Raw genomic sequence first — 20,627 nt, forward strand, 5'->3', positions numbered from 1 at the left:
GCTGATGACTATTCTGATTCTCTGGCTTCGTTCGCTCCTTTTTTACCTCTTTCTTTTTGCCTATGTAACGCTGTGCGCAAGCATCGTAGTCATCATGATTCCCTTTTCTAGTACCAGTGCTCGCTACCAGATAGGTGTCTTTTGGAGTAAAACCACTTTATGGGTGCTAGCAAAGCTCTGCGGTATTGAATATCGAGTTCAGGGCTTAGAAAATATTCCCAAAGATGAAAAGACCCCCCTGATCATTCTGGGTAAGCATCAATCTGCATGGGAAACCATTGCTTATCCCTCAATCTTTCCAAAACCCTTGTGTTTTGTCTTTAAAAGAGAATTACTTTATTTGCCATTCTTTGGTTGGGCATTGGCTTCCTTAAAGATGATTCATATCAATCGCGGCGATGCAGAAAAGGCGCGAGTTTTGGTGGCTAGTCAAGGCAAGCTGCAACTGGCAGAGGGTAAGTGGATTGCGATTTACCCCGAAGGAACTCGTACCCGCGCTGGGAGTTTTAGCCCCTATCGTAAGGGTGGCGTGCGCCTAGCATTAGCTACACAAACCAATATATTGCCGGTCGCTCAAAATTCAGGGCGATTTTGGCCTAGGAACTCAATCTTAAAACGCCCTGGAGTGATTACAGTATCGATAGGTTCGGTTATTGAGGTTGCGGGCAAGAACGAGGTAGAGCTCCAGCAAGAACTCGAGACTGTCATTGAGTCTGAAATGCATCGACTAGATCCCCATTCCTATCATCAGTAATGAACAATAGCTATATTCGTATTCGTCACATACTATGCTTGGTTTCTATGCTAATTGGCCTAAATACATACGCTCAAACTGATAGCGATCACAGCAAGAAATTCAATGCAGCGCAAACTCCCTATCAATTTCAATGGGATATGGATGTAGTCTCAGACTACCGATCGCGTGGCCTGACCCAAACTTTTGGAATGCCGGCAGTGCAGGGCGGAGTGGGGTTGATGCTCCCCAACCACTTTTATGTCGGCAATTGGAACTCTACCGTCTCTTCGGGGGCCGGTTATCCCGGAGCGCTTTTAGAAACAGATCTCTTTGGAGGTTGGGCTCAGCAGGTTGATGAGTACCATATCAATACTGGAATTTATGGGATCATTTATCCAGGTAGCAATGTATCCAACTACGTATTTAGTCCTTTTAAAACTGGAATGTCTTCTGGGATGGTGCATAACGGGGCTGTATTTTTTGCTGTTCAGCGCGGCCCGTTTTCCGTCCAACAAAATATTGCATTTACCAATTTTGAAAGTATGCTCAGTCCCACAGGCGCCTCCACTGCAGGCTCTGCTTATACGAATCTGACTGGTAATTTCCCTATGTCTTCATGGACTTGGGCTGACGGAGGGTGGAGTTTAATAGCCCACGCTGGATACCAGTACGTTGCCAATTATTCTGTTGCTAGCTATGTCGACTGGAAGCTTGGTATTGAAAAAAAATTTGCCAGTATGTGGTCTGCTAACTTGGCATATACACAGACCAACGCCAATGGTAACTGCAGCGCTGCAGCCATTAGCGCTCAACCATACTGCGTTAACAAGTACACTAACAGTAGTGGCATCGGGTCGGGTCCAACGATGAATTCTGGCGGTGCGGCTTTGTTTCTCACAATCAAGGTTGCAAATTATTAATATCAGAGATATTGATGAACATAAAAGAATCCATTGCAAGCTGTTATTTCAAGTATGCAAGCTTTAAGGGTAGAGCCTCTCGCAGTGAATACTGGTACTTCTTTTTGTATGCTGTTATTTTGGGCGAGATCATTCAGTTTGCGGTATCAATGGCGATGCAGCAGCCTTATATGATGATTGATCCTGTTAATGGTTCCGTTGTTTACACCAACGCTTTTTGGATTACACAGGCTATTAGCTTGTTTCTCATTACGATACCTTCCGCATCAGTCATGATTCGCCGCTTGCACGATTCTGATAAATCGGGTTGGTGGTGGTTGGTTAATTTCACAATCATCGGCGTCTTTTACTTTATTTATTTGTTAATTCGAAAGGGCACAGATGGCCCTAATCAGTTTGGTAGCAATTAATTCCTTGTCGAGAAATTCAATGAAGAAAATGATTCCTATTTTTCTAACCCTCAGTGTATTTGCCATCACTGTCTACGCTGATCAGCAAAAACCGATTGTTTAGATTCAAACAGGCACCCTGCAAGGCGCTTTTGAAAACTCCATGATTAGTTTTGGATCCCAGCGCCTTCTATAAGGGCGAATTTGGTAGCTCATTTGTGGATTGTCAAATCATTCCTGGAGATCCGCCGCAACTATTCGCCGCGCATAAACAGGCTCAAGTTCCATTTATTATTGGCACCAATTCTTGGGATTCTAGTTTTTTAGTCCCCGGCCAACCTCCCGTCGATGTTCTCCTGAAAAAGCTGCATGAAGACCCAAAAACTATTGCCAAGCTGTATGCAAAAGTAAAGGATCGCTGTATTTTGTCCTCTGATATCCAAGGGGATATGATTTATCGCGCTAGTACCAAGATGTTGACTGGCAGCATGAAAGGCATTGCCCCTGCTTATGCCTATTATTTTGATTACCTGAGCAAAAACATTCGGGTCTCTCATCCGGGAGCGCATTCCTTTGAAATTCCTTATGTCTTCGGCAGCCTGGCTCTCATGCCGCAAACCCCTTCTCAGCCTGAATCTGGGGCAGATCAATGCGGTTTAATTGCGCATGCCACTGCTGATCTAAAGAAGGGTATTTGGTCTACATATTGGTATCCAAGCATGGGTAAAAATAGTCCGCAAGATCAAGCAATGTCTGAAAAATTACTCAAAGCTGGGCGGCATTTGCAAAAACTGGTAATCCCAGTGTGGATGGACAAGCTCATTGGCCAATCTACGATATGAAGCAAGATGTGATGAGGGATTTCACGTACGACAGGGGGATCGTAAAAAATCTTCTGAAAGATAGGGGGTTGGTTATCAAATCACACATCTCAAAGAAATCTTTGGACTTGAGTTTTTCAAGGATATTTTTTGATAATCAGCCAACTTAATAACCACCTTAGGGTGGTTTTTTATTCGCTAAGGGGCGTAAAATAAACCTAGAAACTGATACACAGCGATTATGAAAAGTTACCTCATTCCCTTGGCCTGCACTGTTTTTTTAACAGCTTGCGCTGATATTGAGGCTGAACAGACCAATAATCCTGAAGATATTACATCCAGTGTTGAGGGTTCTACGCCTTGGTCCTTGGGGTCAATCCCCATGAATATGCAAATCCAAGAAGCAACTTTATTGTGCAAAGAGCAGGGCGGCACCTTGCAAATTGTCGATACCCGCATTGCAGCACCCTCCAATCTGAATTCTATTGAATTTGGTGACGTCCAATTCATGTGCTTTGGCACCACCCGCTGACCACCGAGCCTTCCTAGCGTCATAGAAGCCCCTCTCGCAGGGGTTTTTTCTTTTTTCTTATCCCATATCTCTGCTAATAAATATTTTTACTAAAGTTCACAACTTCACAACTTCAGTGGTATAGTAATAAAAGAAAGGGGAGATATGAAACGATTGATACCAAAAACCCACCAAGCGCTAGAGTGGGTGGGCAAGGGCATGACTGCGGCTCAAGCTGCTAGAAAAATGGAAATTTCAGAGTCAAGTGTGTATGCCGCTCTCCGAAAAGTTCGAGCGCAAGATTTAGGTTGTTGCCCAACATGTGGTCACAAATTAAGGAAAACAGAATGAAAAAGACAATACTTGCTGCTATTTCAATATCAGTTGTTGCAATAGCGTATGCCAATACAAGCACCGATTCATCTGAGATGCTCGATCAGCAGTGCAAAATTTCAGCTGAAGCCGTATCCACTCTGAAGGAGTTACGTTATGGAAATACCTCCATTCGTAAGGATGTGAATAGCCTGATTAATACAAGTCTTAAAGTGCAGGAGAATAGAGATGAAGCACGCAAGGCTTTAAATAAAATGGTGGATGATGCATCAAGCAACGCTAGCGTATTAGAAAAGAAATATTGCTCTTAATATTTTTGCAATTTATTTCTTGTGGGGTTGAATCCTAGTGACCAGCGCTTTTGAGTGTCCTGAATGTGGCAACCCTCGCCCTATGGTTGGCTCTTGCCCATATTGCAATAGCAATCTTCTACCACTGTTGCATGAGGACACGGCAGTATTTAATTTAAAGCAAGGCAGTCCAACCGTAGAGGAGGCCGTTGATCGTCTTACGCACTATTTGCGTCGTGCAAGTGAGGTGGGAATAAAAGCGATCATCCTGATTCATGGCTATGGATCTAGCGGTGAGGGCGGAAGAATCAAGTCTGGAGTCCATCAGGCCCTAGAAAATAACTATTTCTCAGATCGCGTTGACGAGTATTACTTCGGTGAACAAGTTGCATTTGGCGGTGAGGCATACCATCGTTTATTGAGAAGGCGTCCCGGCTTAAAAAGTCACCTGAAACACTTTAAGGAAGGTAATGCCGGTATGACAGTTTTATTATTAGGAAATGAGAGCAGAATTGCTTAGAATAGAAGTGTTAATCACTTGCAACCATTTGCCGTCATATTTTTGAAGGATAGGTATGTCTACCAAAGCTTCATCACACCATATTGAGCATGGGACCGCAGCATCAAGCACAGATCAATTGGTCGGTGACTTTAAAGCCCTGATGACTGACGTAGAGGCTCTAATATTGGCTACTGCTTCCCATTCTGATGGGCCAATTAGCGCTATTCGAGGTAAAGCCCTCGAATCTCTTGCAAGCGCCAAAGAATCCTTATCTACGGCTCAAGGGCCAATCACTGAGAAGGTAAAAGAGCTTGCTGAGGGCACGGATGATTTTGTGCATCGCAATCCATGGGAGGCAATTGGCGTTGCGGCCGGCCTAGGTTTGTTAATTGGTCTTTTCATTAGTCGACGCTAGGAATTTATGTCTCAGGAAAATTTGCTGGCATCTCTCAAGGGCCTATTTTCTACTGCGGCCTCAATAGCGCAGACACGGTTAGAGCTACTTTCAACAGACGTACAAATTGCTCGTAGCAAATTTATTAGCATCCTGGTGTTGATTCTCTTTAGCCTTTTCTTTCTATTTTTTGGTTTAGTAATGCTGGCTTTGTTTATTGTGATTTATAGCTGGGAAAGTAATCGGATGTTAGCTTTAGGTCTACTGACTGGCGGCTTCCTCAGTATTGGGCTGATTTTTTCTTTGATTGTGCTGCGCTCTCTCAAAACCATGCCTAAATTATTCGAGGCAACCATTGCTGAGTTGGACAAAGATCGTAAGGCGCTTTCTAAATGATGGCTCAGCAGCTCAGAGCTTTGGAGGGGCGTCGGAATGAGCTCCAGATGCAGGCCGCACATGAACGTGTGCAACTTGCTATCCATTTTGAGCCTCTTGAAAAGCCGCTGGCATGGGCTGATAAGGGTATTGGCGCAATTTCATTTATTAAAAATACTCCTATCCTTTGGACAGGCACCTTTGCTTTGCTTGCCCATTACAAACCCAAGATTGCGAGCAAGGCGCTAGCAGTTGGCTGGGGCGCCATGAAGTTATTAAAGACTACAAAAAACTTCATTTAACTTTTTAGCTTAAATATTTAGACGGTCAGCACTGTCTTATGTTCAATTTGATGTTGATTAAGTAACTGCAAACCATTTAGAAAGCGGATTTCTAGTAAAGAGAGTGCGCCAGCAATCCTAAATCCAGCACTTTCAAGTAATTTCTTTGCTGCTACGATGGTTCCTCCGGTGGCTAGTACGTCATCAATGATTAAGACTTTTGCATCCGCCGGAAGAGCAGCCTGTTGAAGTTCCAATGAATCATTGCCATACTCAAGGCCAAATGATTGCCGATGGCTCGCCTGGGGTAACTTATTTGGCTTTCTAGCGAGAGCCAAACCTTTTTGGTTGCGGTAGGCTAGGGCGCTCGCAAAAATAAAACCACGCGATTCAATACCCAAAATATGACTAAATTCAAATTCCAGTGCCAGTAAACTCATTTGATCAATCGCATGCTGAAAGGCGATGGGGTTTGCTAATAATGGCGAAATGTCTCTAAAAAATATCCCGGGCTTCGGAAAATCTGGCACTACCGGTAGATAATCAATTAAATTCATGCTTATAGAATATGAAAACACAATTACTCATTATTACCGCATTAGAGTCTGAGCTCAAGCGTGATGCACTTCCGAGAAACGTCGAAGTGATTTACTGTGGGATCGGTAAGATCAATGCAGCAATTGCGAGCGTCAAAGCCATTACGCAGTTTGAGCCAGCTCATATCATTAATTTTGGGACTGCTGGCAAAGTAAATACGAAGCTATTTGGGTTGATTGAGATTGGTAAAGTCATCCAGCGCGATATGCTGACCGAACCTTTAGCGCCCCGTGGAAAAACGCCATTTTGTGATCATCCGCATGAACACTATTCATTGGGCGGCCAGTATTGCTGTGGAACGGGTGATAGTTTTGTTACTGCTCATGATCCGTGGCTGAATGACAATCAAATTGATGTAGTTGATATGGAATTATTTGCAATTGCAGCTGTCGCCCATCAATTTAACGTACCATGGAAATCTTTTAAGTACATCACTGATGATGCAAATGAACATGCTGGAACGGACTGGCAGAAAAAAGTTCATCACGGCCAAGAACTTTTTTTAGATAAATTACATTCTCTTTTGATGTGATGATTGATCTGGATCCTATAAACCAGGCCCCCAGCGATACTGCCAGGATAGGCCTAACAAATCAAAGCTATTGTTTGTTCTAGATGAAATACCTGTGCTAGCTGATAAGCGAATCGCATTGTGCTTATCGATTGGGTAGGAGAAGGTGCTGCCGAAGCGCCAATTTTCTTGTGAGCCATTGATTGGGGTGCCATTTACAAAAGCTTGGCCGCCAATAAAGTAGGTGGTGTCAATTGATAACCATGCGGTGGATGGAAAATAATAAATGACATGCGTTTGAGTGGAGTAAATCGGGTTTTCTGAGAATGTATTGCTACCAATATAACTTGTATTGCTGGTAAAAATAGTTGCCGCACCTTCTAATTCAAGCCGCCAGGGCCCAATCGCCTGTGATGCACCAACCCCTGGTTGAATAAACCAGCGATTAGCACCGACATTAATCAGTTGTTGATTGCTATAACTACCCCATGGAATGGAGGCATTGAGACTGGCGCCGACAATTAAATCCTGTTGATAGCTTTTGAATTCTTCACTATCGAGAGCGGGGGCACCATATAAATTGATGGAGGCCTTGAGAACAGGGTCTGAAAATCCGTTCGCAGAGGCATTGATAGTTTGACTATTAACGTTTTTAGATCCCGTTAATTCAGCATAGGGAATAATGAGACTTATTTTTCCGGACTGTCCGTTGATATCCAGAATATGGGTAAAACTAGTAACTTCGCTGGTGAGGGTATAGGAGCCGCTAGAAGCTTGGGCTATTCCAGCGCTAGCAAAATTAAGGCCAATAGGCGCGTTAGAGTATGCGCGCGCCTCAATTTCTTGCCCGAACGTCGCGCCATAATATAGAGCTAATGTCCACCAAACACAAACTTGGAATAGTGTGCTCACAGCTACTTGGTTTTTTCTGAAACCGGACGCCACTTATTTTGACGGGCTGCCAAATAGAATTTCAGAGGTTTCGCTTGCTCCAAGCGCCTTTTTAAGGCCGATGAAAATCAAGTAAGGCCAAATAATGAGCCAATAAACAATCGATAGGGCAAGAATATGGAGTGGATAACCATGACCAAAGTTATTTAGGGAGCTAATAAAACTTTCGCCATGAAAGAGTCCTTCAACTCCCGCTTCTACAAAGCTCAGCGCAATCACGATGACGAGATAAGTTATTGATTTTTTGAAGAGCACATTGAAAATGCCTTTGCTCTTATTAATTACGATTGGGTAAATCGCCTGACCGATCAACATAAACTTGGCACAAATTCCGGCCTTGATGAATGCCAAGCCAAATACTTCTAGTGGTATTGGATCCTTATGCATAGTAGTAAGCGCTAAAAAGGCGAGGGCGCAAAACCAAGAGGCTAGGTACAGTGTCAGATAAAAAGCTTTCTTTGCCTCCGCTTCCGCACTTGCTTTAAATAGGCTAATTTTGCTGGGTTTTGGGGGGCTTGAGCTCATCAGGTCATTGTAAGTGACTGATAAAAATAGATAAAGCGCAGTTTTAGTCTTTTAGGCAGGCTTCATAAGCCTTCTGCAGAAAATATCAGAATCCACTAGAATTACTTGACTAGTCAACTAATTGAATCAATATGCCTCTCACAGAGCCGCAATTCTATAAACCAGAAAGCTACACGCCACACGGTAGTTTGGTTTACCTTATGCTGAGAAACAAATCGGTTTATCAGCGTATTGCAGATATCAGCTTGTCTGACTTGGGCGTTACTGCTGCTCAGATGAGCGTATTAATGATGGTTGCTCACAATGAAGAGCCAACCATTTCATCCATTTCACAGCTACTTGGAATTCATGCTGCTGCAACCGTACGCATGATTCATAAGCTTGAATCAATGGAGTTGATTAAAAAAATACAGTCTGATTCAGATAAGCGTGTGTTTCATTTGTCTCTCACTCAGTCGGGATCTAAGCTTGCTAAACGCATTCCTGAGCGCCTATGTGGACTACTCAATCGCTCATTGATGGGCTTTACGCATGCTGAGTTTGATCAATTCAAAGATTTCTTGCTGAGAATTGAAAAGAACAATGCGTTGCAATTAAAGGATCTTTCATGATTCATTCAATAAGTAAGAATATGCGAAATATTTTGATCATTGGTTTTGCTCTGCTGTTATCTTCTTGCGCTCTTTTTCCAAGGGATAGCTTGCCTGAACAGGCGATTAAGCCGCTTGAGCAACTGGAGCCGCAATTAGATACGAAAGCCAGCCAAATTAGCGATGAGTGGTGGAAAGCATTTGGAGATCCACAGTTAAATCGGCTGATCTCCTTGGGGCTTAAGAATTCACCAAGCCTGGAGACTTCAGGCGCAAGGATTGTTGCTGCGCAAGCTATGCTTGACACTGAGAAAGCGGCTTTCTTGCCCCAAATTGGTGTAAGTGGTCAGCTTGATCGTGAGCAGCTTTCGCAGAACTATATTTTTGTGCCGGGCATGCCGGTCTATACGGGTTATGGATTGGCCAGCGCTTCACTAAATTGGTCAATCGACATATGGGGTAAGCAGAAAAAGTATTTCGATGCAGCCAAGAATCAAGTCATTGCTGCTCAAGCAAATTATCGAGCCTCCCAGTTACTACTCGCTACAACGATTGCTAGAATTTATCTCGATTACGATCGCATGACTCAGGCCCGGGCCTTATTTACCCGAGATGCAGACTTAAAAAAATCCCTCTATCAAATAGCACGCGATAAACAGCGTACTGGCTTGGCGGATGCAATTCAAGTAAATCAGCGCCAAGTCGAATTTGAAACTGCAGAGGCCAACTTAAGTCAGGCTAATTTAAGTGTGAAGATGTTGCAACATCAACTGGCTGCTTTGGTTCAAGAGGGTCCGTCATGGGGTGAGACTCTAAATGCCCCAACGCTTAAGGTCGTGGGACTTGGTTTACCTGAGGTGATTCCCTCTAACTTACTTGAAAGAAGGCCTGATTTACAGGCCCTGCTTAGTCAAATAGATGTAGCGAAACTTCAATTAGATGGAGCTAAGCTAGAGTATTTGCCCGATGTCAACCTGGCTGGTTTTATTGGCGTCCAATCGTTTGGTATTTCTCAGCTCTTTAACAGTAGAAGCCAGCAATTCAGTATTGGACCTGCAATTAGCCTGCCTATATTCGATGGTGGCGCAATAGCAGCAAATATTACGGGCAAGGAATCTGCCCGCAATCAGGCGATTGCTAATTATCAAGAGCAGTTGGTGCAGGCCTTACGAGATGTCGCTGATGGTGTTGGCTCCATGAGAAGTAGTCAGGCTAATTTTGAGAGCTATAAGACCACCTTTCAAAGTGCAAAATCAAATTATGAGATTGCTCGTCAGCGTGCAAAGGTAGGCATTAGCTCGCAAGAAGCAGTATTAACTACGGAACAATCCTATCTAGCTCAGGGCCAAAATTTTGCTGATGCTAAAGCCAAAATGCTTACTGCCAATGTTGTCTTGGTGCAGGCGTTAGGCGGATCCTATTTACAACATTCTAAAAAATCAGATTAACACTTCATATAAAGAAATCTTTATGGAAAACGCTTCAGAAAATTCAACGTTTAATCGACCAAAAGCATTTAAGATCTTTGCAGCTATTTTGCTTGCAGTCGTTGCGATTGGTTTACTCTATTGGCTCATTTTTGGCCGCAACTCTGAGTCGACCGATGATGCTTACGTCAGCGGCTCTCAGGTCCAAGTGGTGTCCCAGATTGAGGGAGCTATTGCTTCGGTGAACATTTCCGAAACGCAATCGGTAAAAGAGGGTCAGACCCTTTTTAAAATTGATCCAACTGAGGTCAAAATAGCTTCGGAGAAAGCCGATATAGATTTGCTCAATGCGTATTCGGATTACCAGAAACGTAGCGCGCTCGAGGGTGATGCAGCGGTTTCAAAAGAAGAGCTTGAGCATAGCCACTTGGCATTATTAAAAGCCATTGCGAATGCTCGTCAAGCTTATGTCAATGTATTGCGCACTAATGTACAAAGTCCACTAGCTGGCGTTGTGGCAAAGCGCTACGCCCAAGTTGGGCAAAGGGTTGCTCCCGGCGCCGAATTAACACTGATTGTAGAAAATCATGAGATTTGGGTGGATGCCAATTTTAAAGAAGACCAACTAAAAAATATTCGCGTAGGGCAGAGTGCAAAATTAGAATCTGATGTTTACGGCTCCAAGATTGAATACCACGGGACTGTAATGGGCTTTGCTCCAGGAACTGGATCCACATTGGCTTTGTTGCCTCCTCAAAATGCGACTGGTAATTGGGTCAAAGTGGTTCAACGCTTACCAGTCCGTATCGCCTTAGACCCGAAGGATCTAAAAGACTATCCATTGCATATTGGCCTATCGATGTATACAACGGTTGACACCAGCAATACTGCTGGATTACCTTTGCAGGCGATGGAGGGTGGCCCAATTAGCGAGACAAGCATTTATCAGAAGCAATTTGATGAAGCGCAAAAGCATATTGAATCACTGATACATCCACACAGCAAAAAATAAGTAAATATATGTCAGCCAATCATCAGCTGGAGCCTTTGCACGGTTATAAATTAGTGCTGGGCACCTTAGCCTTGGCATTAGGCTCCTTCATGAATGTGTTAGATATGTCGATTGCAAACGTGGCATTACCAACCATTGCGGGCGACTTTGCAGTGAGTCCAACGCAGGGTACTTGGGTCATTACGTCATATGCAGTAAGTGAAGCAATCTTTTTGCCTTTAACCGGTTTTCTTTCTAAACGTATCGGTGAGGTTCGCCAGTTCTTATTTGCAACGATGCTCTTTACACTTGCATCGATGCTGTGCGGAATCTCACCAAGCTTTCAGTTTTTAATTGTGGCGCGTATTTTGCAGGGCGTAGTTGGGGCGTCAATGATTCCGCTTTCGCAAGCCTTGCTCATGAAATCCTTTCCTCCCAATAAACGAGGGATGGCCTTAGGAATATGGGCCACTACTACGGTGGTTGCGCCGGTTCTAGGGCCTTTAATTGGTGGTTGGCTGACTGATAATTTAGTCTGGCGCTGGGCTTTTTATATTAATTTACCTTTCGGAATATTGAGCGCCTATTTAGTCTATTGGCTCATGGGCGCACCAAAGCCAGAGCCCTCCAAAGAGAAGATTGATATTGTAGGCATTGCTTTGCTAGTTGCAGCTGTCTCATCCATGCAGATTGCGCTTGATAAGGGTAGTGAGTTAGATTGGCTTTCTTCTCCATTCATTACTTTTTTAGCAATCGTATCCAGTATTTCTTGGATCTCTTTTGTCTTATGGGAGCTCGGAGAGAGACACCCTATTGTTGACCTGCGTTTATTTAAGTTAATTAACTTTCGCATGTCCGCCATATGCTTAGGCCTAGGATCTTTTGCTTTTTATATCTACATTGTGATTGGCCCCTTGTGGTTGCAAACACAATTGGGCTATACGGCGTTTAATGCCGGTAAGGTGATGGCCATTACAGGTGTCTTGGCTCTATTTTGTGGACCCTTATTTGGCGCTAATATTCATCGCGTGGATGCGCGTATTATTGCCAGCGTTGGGTTTTCAGCCATGGCGATTGGTTGCTGGATGGCGGCAAACTTTACAACTGGCGTCGATGAGAAGACCTTGATGCTGGCACGTGTCATTATGGGTGTAGGTATTGCTGGTTTCTTTATGCCGATGTCAGCCATCTCGATGTCACAGCTTAAGGGCCATCAAATTGCCTCAGGCTCTGGCATCTCTAATTTCTTACGAAATGTTGGCGCCAGTGTGGGTACCGCAGTATCTACGACCCTTTGGCAAGATAATGCGATTCGTCATCATGCCAACCTCACCGAGCACGTTCAATTGGCTAACCCAGCCTACAGCGAATTTTCACAAAAAGCGCTGCAATTGGGCTTTACTGAGATGCAAAAAAATGCCTATATGGATTATTTGGTTAACTCTCAGGCGTATATGCTTTCAACCAACCAACTGATGCTGCTGGCTGCCGTCATATTGGTGCTGCTCATGCCATTGATTTGGTTTGCGAAACCACCATTTGCATCTGGTAAAGGCGCACACTAATAGCTCAATCATCAATTGAGAGTGCCGCCTTATTTTTCCAAGGGTAGGGAGGTGGGGTAAAACTCAAACATGTGCCACAAAGGTCCCGGTCCTTCACCAATGCTCAAAAATTTACCGGCTTCTAGACCTGCCTCAACATAAGAAATTGCTTTGGCTACCGCATGCGTGAGTTCATGGCCATCCGCTAGGTAGGTGGCAATTGCAGATGCGAGAGAGCAACCCGTTCCATGCGTATTAGCGGTAGTAATTCGATCATGTTTGAATTCTTTTGAGAGGACTACTTCTAGATCATCGTCGATGCTGCGCCACATTAAGTAATCAGTTATTTGTGTATGCGTTGCATCCAGATGCCCGCCTTTAATGAGGACTGCTTGTGGACCCATCTCCAACAGTTCTTGTGCGGCTAATTTAAAGTCATTTGGAGAGTTTAAATCGCGGCCCAATAAAAGTGAGGCCTCGTCTAGGTTCGGCGTAATGATGCTGGCGATTGGAAAGAGCTCCTTCATCATGGCTTGGGCAGTATCGTCACCACCCAAGCTCGCTCCAGATGTGGCTCGCAAAACGGGATCCAAGACAATCTTCTTCATTCCATGGCGACGCAAAGCAATTGCTACCGTGTGAACAATTTCTGGGCTGGCTAACATTCCGATTTTGACAATATCAGCGCCAATATCCAGAAGGACGGCGTCTATTTGAGCTTCTATGACATCCAGATCGATATCCTGGATTCGCGTAACGCCCAGAGTATTTTGGGCTGTGATGGCTGTGACGACCGATAGACCATAGCCACCCAGGGATGTGATCACTTTGAGATCTGCCTGAACACCCGCGCCACCACCGCTATCAGACCCTGCAATGGTCAGTACTTTGGGGATCTGTATAGAAGTAGGGGAAGTCGTTTTCATTTTGCTATAATATTCGCTTATTCCTCGATAGCTCAGTCGGTAGAGCGCCGGACTGTTAATCCGTAGGTCCCTGGTTCGAGCCCAGGTCGAGGAGCCAAATAAGTGAAAGGCCTAGAGAAATCTAGGCCTTTTTGCTTTTCAGCCCAGCAGCAATGCGGTGATTTAAATGATGCCCTTTTTGCGCAGGTTAGTAAGGCGGTTATTTAAGCTCTTATCTGTCAGAAGCATGTATTTGTCACCTTCAGACCAATTGCTGCCTCGCCACTCAATACCTTCTGTGGTGATGTTGGCAAAAGGCTCTTTGCCTTCCTTTGCATAGCCTTCCAGGATTGCCATTAGGATTGAGCGATCATTTGAGCCGTTGGCATCTTTGATGGCATCGAGAATAACTTGGGTAATCGCTTCTTTATGAATCACTTTTGAGTCAGGATGTTTTGCTTTAGCTGGTTCATCAAAGATGTAGTCGTGCGGCCATTCAAATACATTGCGCGCCGCATTTTTGACCGCCTCTGGACTGACTGTGATGAAGTCTGTATTTTTTGGATTGCTAGGCAAATTCAACTCTAAGATCCACGCCTCAAATTCCGCAATACGGCTGTAACGCTTGGCTTCACTGCCACGCGTTTCTTCCTCTTGTGACAATAGTAGGGTAACCCAGGCCCAGGCAATGTCCTTAGGTGTGGAAAACTCCTGGGAGAGTATGTGAGCGGCTCGCTTGAGAATCGGTTTTGATTTGAGCTTAGTCATTCTTATTTCCTTAATGCTTCAATAGTGGGTAGTGAGTGCGAGATAGCATCCCCTTTACTTGGGGTTCACACCATAGATGACACAGAATACTCTTGATTCGTATGGTTGAGACTAAGTCTAGCTTTCCATTAATTCTTTAAGCCGTTTAACAGCCGCTTGTGGATTGGCTGATTGGGTAATTGCTCGAACGACAGCTACTGAGCCAACACCGCTCTGTGCCACTGCATGAATACTCGTCTCGTCAATTCCACCAATCGCTACCAGAGGGTAGTTGCTCATCAGCTGGGCATATTTATATAAGCGGCCGAGGCCTTGTGGCGCTGTTGGCATTTGTTTTAGTTGCGTTGGAAAGACAGCGCCCATTGCTATATAGCTAGGGCAGAACTGATCAACGTAGGCCATCTCTGCATATCCATGGGTACTTAAGCCAAGCCGTAAGCCGGCCGATCGAATTGCATCGAGATCGGCGGTTTCAATATCTTCTTGACCAAGGTGAACACCATATGCACCAGCTTCAATGGCTTCTTGCCAAAAATCATTAATAAATAATAGGGTTTTGCTGCCCTTAACAGCAGCTACCGATTCAGTAATCTGTTTTTGGGCTTGGGCAAGATCGCTACCCTTATAGCGTAATTGGACTGTGGGAACTTCAGCATCGACCATGCGCTTAACCCAATCTGCATCGGGCATGACCGCATATAAGCCCAGTCTCTTTGGGCAAGATGGATACGCCTTGGGATTTATATTTCGAATCCAGGGCAGAAGATCAAAGTGTTCTGGGCGGTTGGGCCACTTAAATGGATTAAACCCACCATCTTGATGCACCATGCGCGACCATGCCTTGCCTAAGACTTTCGCATCACTCTCAATAAAGCCCATTTCAATGGCTGCTACCGTACCAGCTAATTCATAGTGGTCAGCAGCATGTTCATTATCAATCTGGGGTGGCGGATTGTTGATGCTGAATGTAGGAATCGGCAGGCACAAATCCTCCATACGGTGGGCTGCCACAATTTGATCCGCTAGGTCGCGTACTAAACTCATTTCACTCTTTGCTATTGATTAGGACTGGTGCCAAAAAGGGGTCCCCACAAGTGGGGTGCTGGCTTGGGCGGATTCTTGGGCAGGCATTGCCCCCGAGAGGTAGGCGGTACGGCCAGCCTCTACAGCCTTCGCAAATGCTGTGGCCATAGCCACTGGGTTATCGGCTAAGGCAACGGCAGTATTTAGTAAAACCCCATCAAAACCCCATTCCATAACGGTGCAAGCATGTGATGGCAGCCCGAGCCCAGCATCAACCAGCAAGGGAACGTTCAGGCGCTCACGCAGTAATTTCATGGCAAATGGATTAAGGGGGCCCTGGCCGGTGCCAATGGGTGCTGCCCATGGCATTACAGCCTGACAGCCAACATCAACCAGGCGCTGGCATAAGATGAGATCTTCAGTGCAATAAGGCAATACCTTAAAGCCATCCTTAATTAAGGATTGAGCGGTTTCCACTAACCTTAAGGTATCGGGTTGGAGTGTGTAGTCATCACCAATGAGCTCTAACTTAATCCAATCGGTTTCAAATACCTCGCGCGCCATCTGTGCAGTAGTAATGACTTCTTGTGGGCTATGACAACCTGCCGTATTGGGTAAGACGGGAACCTGCATTTTCTTCAGCAGATCCCAAAATCCACTATGGGATTCGGTAGTGCTCGTTCCTTGTCTACGCAAACTCACCGTGATCATGCCTGGATTAGATGCCAGGACTGCGTTCTCCAAAATCTGTGGAGAGGGATAGCGTGAGGTACCCAATAGCAGCCGGCTGGAGAATTGCTCTCCGTAAAGCGTTAATACATCGGCTTGAGGAAAGTGATTAGGTAGAGGTGCAGTCATTGCAATTAGTTTGAATAAAAATTAACCGCCGGTAACAGGAGCAATCACTTCGATATGATCGTTTTCATGCAGACCGTGCTCTGTATATCGGCTTTTAGGTACGAACTGTAAATTCACTGCTACAGCATAGGGAGGTTTGGCATTAATCAGACGCAAGGCATCACTCACTTTGCTTGAGTTCTCCACTTCGTAAGGGAGTTGATTGATGACTATGCGCATAGGGCATCCCCTTTTGCTGAACTCAGTGCAGTTGACTTGGTCACACGCAGATTTAGTGTGCTTGCTGTTGTGCTGACACCATGCTCCAAGATCTCGAGGGCGCAATCTAAGATTGCTGGAGAGATCATAAAACCATGACGATACAAGCCATTAATTAACATCAGGCCGGGCTGTGAAATGCGAATTTCTGGTAAGTTGTCCTTGAGAGTAGGGCGACATTGAGTCGCCATCTCTAAAATACGCGCTTCAGCGAAACCGCTATGAACGGTATAGATTGCACTGAGTAATTCCATGGCTGAGCGTAAACTCATCTCAGATAGATCTTCCGATTCAATTTCGGTGGCACCCACTACATAGACATCATTTTCTTTTGGTGCAATATAAATCGGATAGCGCGGATGAATGAGGCGCGTTGGTCTTTGTAGCTTGACTTCTGGTGCATGTAAGCGAATGACTTCACCCCGAATGCCACGCAATGGATTGCTATTAGCATGCTTCGCATTTTGGCCCCATGCTGCTTTAGCGCCCAACCCGCGACAGTCAATGACCCAGTCATATTTATTTTGTTCACGCAGCAGTTCTGGATCGGCAGGGCTGTTCCAGTGACAACGAACTTTTAATATGTCTAATTCTGTTGCCAAGGCACTGAGTAGTTGGCGGTTATCCAGCTGGCCTTCATTAGGTAGATATAGAGCCTGATGAAAGCGCTCGCCAATACTCGGATCTAGACTTCTTAAGCGTTCGCCGTCCACTTTCTCTGGGTTACTGAGCATTTCATTATTAGCACTATTGCGCTCTAAGTGTTTAATAAAACGCTCGGCATCGCTGGCATCTTGGCGATGCCACAAAATTAAAGTGCCATTTTGCTGAAAAAATACCGGAGAACTGAGTTCGCTTAAAAGCGTTGGCCAGCGTGACAAGCTATACACACCCATCCGCACCACGTTATCTTCGGTAATGGCTGATTCTGCTAACGGGGCCAACATGGCGGCAGCAATTCTTGCGGGCGATTGCAATGCATCAGCTGCGCCTTGTTCATATATCTCAACTTGAGCGCCGCGCTTTGCCAAGGCAACAGCAAGTAGTCGGCCGATGAGCCCGGCGCCGACTACTGCATATTGACTGTTGGCAAAAGTCTTGCTCATTCTGGTTTCTTATTGATAGATTTCACTACCGCGTTGACGAAACTCAATCGATTTTTCTTCCATGCCTTGGACCGCCTCAACTGCAATCGGAATGACCTTGGGATTGCCATCGGCATCCAAAGAGGCAGCATAGTCACGCACTTCCTGGGTGATCTTCATCGAGCAGAACTTCGGTCCACACATTGAGCAGAAGTGGGCGATTTTGGCGCCCTCTGCTGGCAAAGTTGCGTCATGATATTCACGAGCGCGCTCAGGATCTAAACCGAGGTTAAATTGATCCTCCCAGCGGAACTCGAAGCGGGCTTTAGATAGGGCATTGTCGCGAACCTGGGCACCAGGTAAGCCTTTTGCCAAGTCAGCACCATGAGCGGCAATCTTGTAAGTAATAATCCCCTCGCGGACATCTTCTTTGTCTGGCAAACCGAGATGCTCTTTGGGGGTGACATAGCAAAGCATCGCTGTGCCATACCAACCAATTTGTGCTGCACCGATGCCGCTGGTGATGTGATCGTAGCCAGGCGCAATATCAGTAATCAATGGTCCGAGAGTGTAGAAGGGCGCTTCCAGGCAGTGCTTGAGCTCTTCAGTCATATTCTCCTCAATGCGTTGCATTGGAACGTGACCAGGACCCTCAATCATGACTTGCACATCATGCTTCCATGCTTTAGCAGTGAGTTCACCTAGGGTATGCAGTTCACCGAATTGGGCAGCATCATTGGAGTCGGCAATGCAACCTGGACGTAAGCCATCACCAAGACTAAAGGACACGTCATACGCCTTCATGATTTCGCAGATCTCATCAAACTTTGTATATAAGAAGTTTTCTTTGTGATGAGCAAGACACCATTTAGCCATGATAGAACCACCACGTGAAACAATGCCAGTGATGCGATCAGCAGTCAGTGGTACATAACGTAACAGAACACCTGCATGAATGGTGAAGTAATCAACACCTTGCTCTGCCTGCTCCACTAATGTGTCGCGGAACATTTCCCAGGTGAGGTCTTCTGCAATACCACCGGTCTTATCCAGCGCTTGATAGATGGGTACTGTTCCAATGGGTACTGGGGAGTTACGAATAATCCACTCACGAGTCTCATGAATATGTTTCCCGGTAGATAAATCCATAATGGTGTCTGCACCCCAACGAATAGACCACACCATCTTTTCAACTTCTTCATTAATAGAAGAGGTCACTGCTGAATTGCCTAAGTTGCCATTAATCTTGACGCGGAAGTTGCGGCCAATAATCATTGGCTCTAACTCTGGGTGATTAATGTTCGCTGGAATAATCGCGCGGCCCGCTGCAATTTCTTGCCTTACAAATTCACCGGTCACAATTTCTGGAAGATTTGCACCATAGCTTTTGCCAGGATGTTGTTTGAGGAGCTGCTTATATTCTGGATTCTTGCGAAGTTGTTCAAGACCCATGGATTCGCGCAAAGCCACATATTCCATTTCAGGAGTAACAATGCCTTGGCGTGCGTAATACATTTGGCTAACATTCTTGCCTGCTTTTGCAACGCGAGGAGCGGCAATATGGGCAAATCTCAAATTGGCAGTTTGTGGATCTTGGGAACGTGCAACACCATACTCTGAAGATGGGCCACTGAGCAGTTCAGTGTCATTGCGCTGTTCAATCCATTCTTTGCGTAGCTTGGGCAAACCTTTTTCAAGGTTAATCAGGATGTCTGGATCGCTGTATGGGCCAGATGTGTCATACACAGGTACCGGCGGATTAGCAACTAACTGCTCGCCTACGCGAGTGGGTTGCTGCTCAATCATACGAATCGGTGCTTTGATATCCGGGCGTGAACCTTGAAGATACGTTTTTGTAGAGGCCGGATAGGCAAATTTTTGGCCAAAGTCTTTTTCAAGGCTTTGAATACTTGGAATTGCTGTTTTCGTTTTTGATGTATTGCTCATGTCCATCTCCTGACTGTTTGTAGATGGACGAAACCGGGTGTCGGTCTGATGTAACTCCCCACGCCAGCATTACCTGGATCGGGTTCTAGGGTCTTTCTCAGCGCCTCTTGGCTAAATCAGCTTTGGAGGGCACCCCTGTTTCATCCTTAACCTTGATTTAACCACGAAAAAGCACTTTCATGGATGATCAACATCAAGAGATTGACGGGGAGATGAAGCAATAAAAGACGTTTGGCTTTATTTTGCATTGCGCAAAATGAAATCAGCCGTGACAAACCCGGCGTCCTTGGTAAATTCATCAGCCAAAATGCGTGCCGCTGCCTCTGATATGGATATCTCAATAAAACTACTGACCTCTCCATCATGGTTGGTGGGGACGAAGTTTTCAGTGAGCTTGAGGTCATATATATAGAGCTGCTCATCATGAAACCCGCGCTCGCTACTAATCCGACGCATATGCATGCGTCCAACCGGTTGAATATGCTCAGATATTTGCTGGGGAACACCAGCTTCCTCCCAAAGTTCGCGGCGAGCGCAAACCCAGGGGGTTTCATCAGCAGAAATGCCGCCGGCAGCCAAATTATCTAAAAGCCCTGGGTCTGTAGCCTTATTTTGACTGCGACGACCTAGCCATAGAGTGCCGGTAGCGGTAAAACCATTGATGTGAGTAGCCGTGCTGCGCAAGCCAAAGGTGCGAAAAGCAGCCCTTTCCAGGTGAAAGTAGGCATGACCATTTTGATCGATCCAAGAGAAGTTCTCATTTCGCCACCCTGGAATAAAGCCGCCTGCTCGCATTCTTTGGGCTAATTCTGTCCAACTGCGACTCAAGTCACTTGGAGGGGCTGCTGCTATGGTGAGATGATGAGAGTCAATTCGAACGTTGGCAATCGGCTCTTTTTTGAGGGATTTCTGCAAAAAATGAGAAAACTCAGGATTTATGTGGCCAATGACCTCGCCATTTGCTTGCGCATGCATCCCGCCTTGAAAATGAATAGGTAAGAAATCGGCTGGGGGCGTGCGCGCTATGTTTTGAAGCATCTCTTCAAGAGCGGCAATGGTGCTAGTGTTCAAATTATGCATAGACGAAGTGTAAGA

General features: G+C 45.4%; 27 protein-coding genes, 1 tRNA gene and 1 riboswitch. Of the genes, 17 read left to right on the top strand and 11 right to left on the bottom strand.

Annotation, left to right across the window (positions count from 1 at the left end):
* The first annotated feature begins 4 nt into the window (after positions 1-4).
* From M2125_RS03335 to M2125_RS03385, 11 genes are all read left to right on the top strand, one after another.
* Positions 5-754: a lysophospholipid acyltransferase family protein gene (locus M2125_RS03335; RefSeq protein WP_233126615.1), complete on the top strand. Its 750-nt coding sequence runs from the start codon at positions 5-7 to the stop codon at positions 752-754.
* Positions 754-1,656: a TorF family putative porin gene (locus tag M2125_RS03340; protein ID WP_277540753.1), complete on the top strand. Its 903-nt coding sequence runs from the start codon at positions 754-756 to the stop codon at positions 1,654-1,656. The genes M2125_RS03335 and M2125_RS03340 overlap by 1 nt, the downstream gene beginning before the upstream one ends.
* Positions 1,657-1,670: 14 nt before the next feature.
* Positions 1,671-2,066 carry a DUF805 domain-containing protein gene (locus M2125_RS03345; protein WP_076023268.1) on the top strand — a complete coding sequence of 132 codons (396 nt, stop codon included), beginning with the start codon at positions 1,671-1,673 and terminating at the stop codon, positions 2,064-2,066.
* 152 nt (positions 2,067-2,218) lie between these two features.
* Positions 2,219-2,887 carry a carboxylesterase/lipase family protein gene (locus tag M2125_RS03350; protein WP_280742478.1) on the top strand — a complete coding sequence of 223 codons (669 nt, stop codon included), beginning with the start codon at positions 2,219-2,221 and terminating at the stop codon, positions 2,885-2,887.
* A 220-nt stretch (positions 2,888-3,107) separates the two neighbouring features.
* Positions 3,108-3,398: a hypothetical protein gene (locus tag M2125_RS03355; protein ID WP_076023270.1), complete on the top strand. Its 291-nt coding sequence runs from the start codon at positions 3,108-3,110 to the stop codon at positions 3,396-3,398.
* Between the two features lie 144 nt (positions 3,399-3,542).
* Positions 3,543-3,728: a helix-turn-helix domain-containing protein gene (locus M2125_RS03360; protein ID WP_076023271.1), complete on the top strand. Its 186-nt coding sequence runs from the start codon at positions 3,543-3,545 to the stop codon at positions 3,726-3,728.
* Positions 3,725-4,021, top strand: coding sequence for a hypothetical protein (locus tag M2125_RS03365; protein ID WP_076023272.1), 297 nt, complete (start codon positions 3,725-3,727; stop codon positions 4,019-4,021). Before M2125_RS03360 ends, M2125_RS03365 begins: the two co-directional genes overlap by 4 nt.
* 37 nt (positions 4,022-4,058) lie before the next feature.
* On the top strand, positions 4,059-4,520 hold the full coding sequence (locus tag M2125_RS03370) for a Smr/MutS family protein (RefSeq protein WP_280742479.1): 462 nt from the start codon (positions 4,059-4,061) through the stop codon (positions 4,518-4,520).
* A gap of 55 nt (positions 4,521-4,575) precedes the next feature.
* Complete coding sequence (locus tag M2125_RS03375; protein ID WP_076023274.1) at positions 4,576-4,917, top strand: ElaB/YgaM/YqjD family protein; 342 nt, start codon at positions 4,576-4,578, stop codon at positions 4,915-4,917.
* Between the two features lie 6 nt (positions 4,918-4,923).
* The gene (locus tag M2125_RS03380) at positions 4,924-5,292 is read left to right on the top strand and encodes a phage holin family protein (protein WP_076023275.1); all 369 of its coding nucleotides are present in this window, start codon (positions 4,924-4,926) and stop codon (positions 5,290-5,292) included.
* Positions 5,289-5,573 carry a YqjK family protein gene (locus tag M2125_RS03385; RefSeq protein WP_233126617.1) on the top strand — a complete coding sequence of 95 codons (285 nt, stop codon included), beginning with the start codon at positions 5,289-5,291 and terminating at the stop codon, positions 5,571-5,573. Before M2125_RS03380 ends, M2125_RS03385 begins: the two co-directional genes overlap by 4 nt.
* A 17-nt stretch (positions 5,574-5,590) precedes the next feature.
* On the opposite strand, the gene M2125_RS03390 is transcribed toward M2125_RS03385, so the two are convergent.
* A complete protein-coding gene (locus M2125_RS03390) occupies positions 5,591-6,109 on the bottom strand; it encodes an adenine phosphoribosyltransferase (RefSeq protein ID WP_277540762.1) in 519 nt (172 codons plus the stop codon).
* A gap of 11 nt (positions 6,110-6,120) precedes the next feature.
* Between M2125_RS03390 and M2125_RS03395 the strand changes: the two genes are divergently transcribed.
* The gene (locus M2125_RS03395) at positions 6,121-6,681 is read left to right on the top strand and encodes a phosphorylase family protein (protein ID WP_280741482.1); all 561 of its coding nucleotides are present in this window, start codon (positions 6,121-6,123) and stop codon (positions 6,679-6,681) included.
* A gap of 15 nt (positions 6,682-6,696) precedes the next feature.
* Here M2125_RS03395 and M2125_RS03400 read toward each other — a convergent pair whose 3' ends face one another.
* The gene (locus M2125_RS03400; protein ID WP_143742147.1) at positions 6,697-7,572 is read right to left on the bottom strand and encodes a transporter; all 876 of its coding nucleotides are present in this window, start codon (positions 7,570-7,572) and stop codon (positions 6,697-6,699) included.
* A 33-nt stretch (positions 7,573-7,605) separates the two neighbouring features.
* Positions 7,606-8,136, bottom strand: a complete 531-nt coding sequence (locus M2125_RS03405; RefSeq protein ID WP_076023279.1) for a hypothetical protein — start codon at positions 8,134-8,136, stop codon at positions 7,606-7,608.
* Between the two features lie 200 nt (positions 8,137-8,336).
* On the opposite strand from M2125_RS03405, the gene M2125_RS03410 reads away from it, so the two are divergent.
* Genes M2125_RS03410 through M2125_RS03425 form a run of 4 tightly spaced genes read left to right on the top strand, consistent with a single transcriptional unit; the run spans position 8,337 to position 12,709 of the window.
* Positions 8,337-8,747: a MarR family winged helix-turn-helix transcriptional regulator gene (locus M2125_RS03410; protein WP_280741483.1), complete on the top strand. Its 411-nt coding sequence runs from the start codon at positions 8,337-8,339 to the stop codon at positions 8,745-8,747.
* Positions 8,744-10,174: an efflux transporter outer membrane subunit gene (locus tag M2125_RS03415; RefSeq protein ID WP_277540766.1), complete on the top strand. Its 1,431-nt coding sequence runs from the start codon at positions 8,744-8,746 to the stop codon at positions 10,172-10,174. The genes M2125_RS03410 and M2125_RS03415 overlap by 4 nt, the downstream gene beginning before the upstream one ends.
* A 22-nt stretch (positions 10,175-10,196) precedes the next feature.
* Positions 10,197-11,165 carry an efflux RND transporter periplasmic adaptor subunit gene (locus tag M2125_RS03420; protein ID WP_280741484.1) on the top strand — a complete coding sequence of 323 codons (969 nt, stop codon included), beginning with the start codon at positions 10,197-10,199 and terminating at the stop codon, positions 11,163-11,165.
* 8 nt (positions 11,166-11,173) lie between these two features.
* On the top strand, positions 11,174-12,709 hold the full coding sequence (locus tag M2125_RS03425) for a DHA2 family efflux MFS transporter permease subunit (protein WP_076023283.1): 1,536 nt from the start codon (positions 11,174-11,176) through the stop codon (positions 12,707-12,709).
* Between the two features lie 29 nt (positions 12,710-12,738).
* Here M2125_RS03425 and thiD read toward each other — a convergent pair whose 3' ends face one another.
* Positions 12,739-13,614 (bottom strand): bifunctional hydroxymethylpyrimidine kinase/phosphomethylpyrimidine kinase, encoded by an 876-nt coding sequence (thiD, locus tag M2125_RS03430; protein WP_280741485.1) that lies wholly within the window; start codon positions 13,612-13,614, stop codon positions 12,739-12,741.
* A 21-nt stretch (positions 13,615-13,635) separates the two neighbouring features.
* Here thiD and M2125_RS03435 point away from each other — a divergent pair.
* Positions 13,636-13,711, top strand: a tRNA-Asn gene (locus tag M2125_RS03435).
* Positions 13,712-13,776: 65 nt separating this feature from the next.
* Here M2125_RS03435 and M2125_RS03440 read toward each other — a convergent pair.
* From M2125_RS03440 to M2125_RS03470, 7 genes are all read right to left on the bottom strand, one after another.
* Complete coding sequence (locus M2125_RS03440) at positions 13,777-14,361, bottom strand: hypothetical protein (protein ID WP_076023285.1); 585 nt, start codon at positions 14,359-14,361, stop codon at positions 13,777-13,779.
* Positions 14,362-14,478: 117 nt separating this feature from the next.
* Positions 14,479-15,405 carry a thiamine phosphate synthase gene (gene thiE, locus M2125_RS03445; RefSeq protein WP_277540859.1) on the bottom strand — a complete coding sequence of 309 codons (927 nt, stop codon included), beginning with the start codon at positions 15,403-15,405 and terminating at the stop codon, positions 14,479-14,481.
* An 18-nt stretch (positions 15,406-15,423) separates the two neighbouring features.
* Positions 15,424-16,242, bottom strand: a complete 819-nt coding sequence (locus M2125_RS03450) for a thiazole synthase (protein ID WP_076023287.1) — start codon at positions 16,240-16,242, stop codon at positions 15,424-15,426.
* A 21-nt stretch (positions 16,243-16,263) separates the two neighbouring features.
* Positions 16,264-16,461, bottom strand: coding sequence for a sulfur carrier protein ThiS (gene thiS, locus M2125_RS03455; RefSeq protein WP_076023288.1), 198 nt, complete (start codon positions 16,459-16,461; stop codon positions 16,264-16,266).
* Positions 16,452-17,606, bottom strand: a complete 1,155-nt coding sequence (locus tag M2125_RS03460) for an FAD-dependent oxidoreductase (RefSeq protein ID WP_280742480.1) — start codon at positions 17,604-17,606, stop codon at positions 16,452-16,454. The genes thiS and M2125_RS03460 overlap by 10 nt, the downstream gene beginning before the upstream one ends.
* A gap of 9 nt (positions 17,607-17,615) precedes the next feature.
* On the bottom strand, positions 17,616-19,532 hold the full coding sequence (gene thiC / locus M2125_RS03465; protein ID WP_277540863.1) for a phosphomethylpyrimidine synthase ThiC: 1,917 nt from the start codon (positions 19,530-19,532) through the stop codon (positions 17,616-17,618).
* 38 nt (positions 19,533-19,570) lie between these two features.
* Positions 19,571-19,679, bottom strand: a riboswitch (TPP riboswitch).
* A gap of 90 nt (positions 19,680-19,769) precedes the next feature.
* The gene (locus M2125_RS03470; protein WP_076023291.1) at positions 19,770-20,612 is read right to left on the bottom strand and encodes an NUDIX hydrolase; all 843 of its coding nucleotides are present in this window, start codon (positions 20,610-20,612) and stop codon (positions 19,770-19,772) included.
* Between the last annotated feature and the right edge of the window lie 15 nt (positions 20,613-20,627).

Origin of the sequence: Polynucleobacter sphagniphilus (genome assembly GCF_029892205.1) — a bacterium.
Taxonomy (GTDB): domain Bacteria; phylum Pseudomonadota; class Gammaproteobacteria; order Burkholderiales; family Burkholderiaceae; genus Polynucleobacter; species Polynucleobacter sphagniphilus.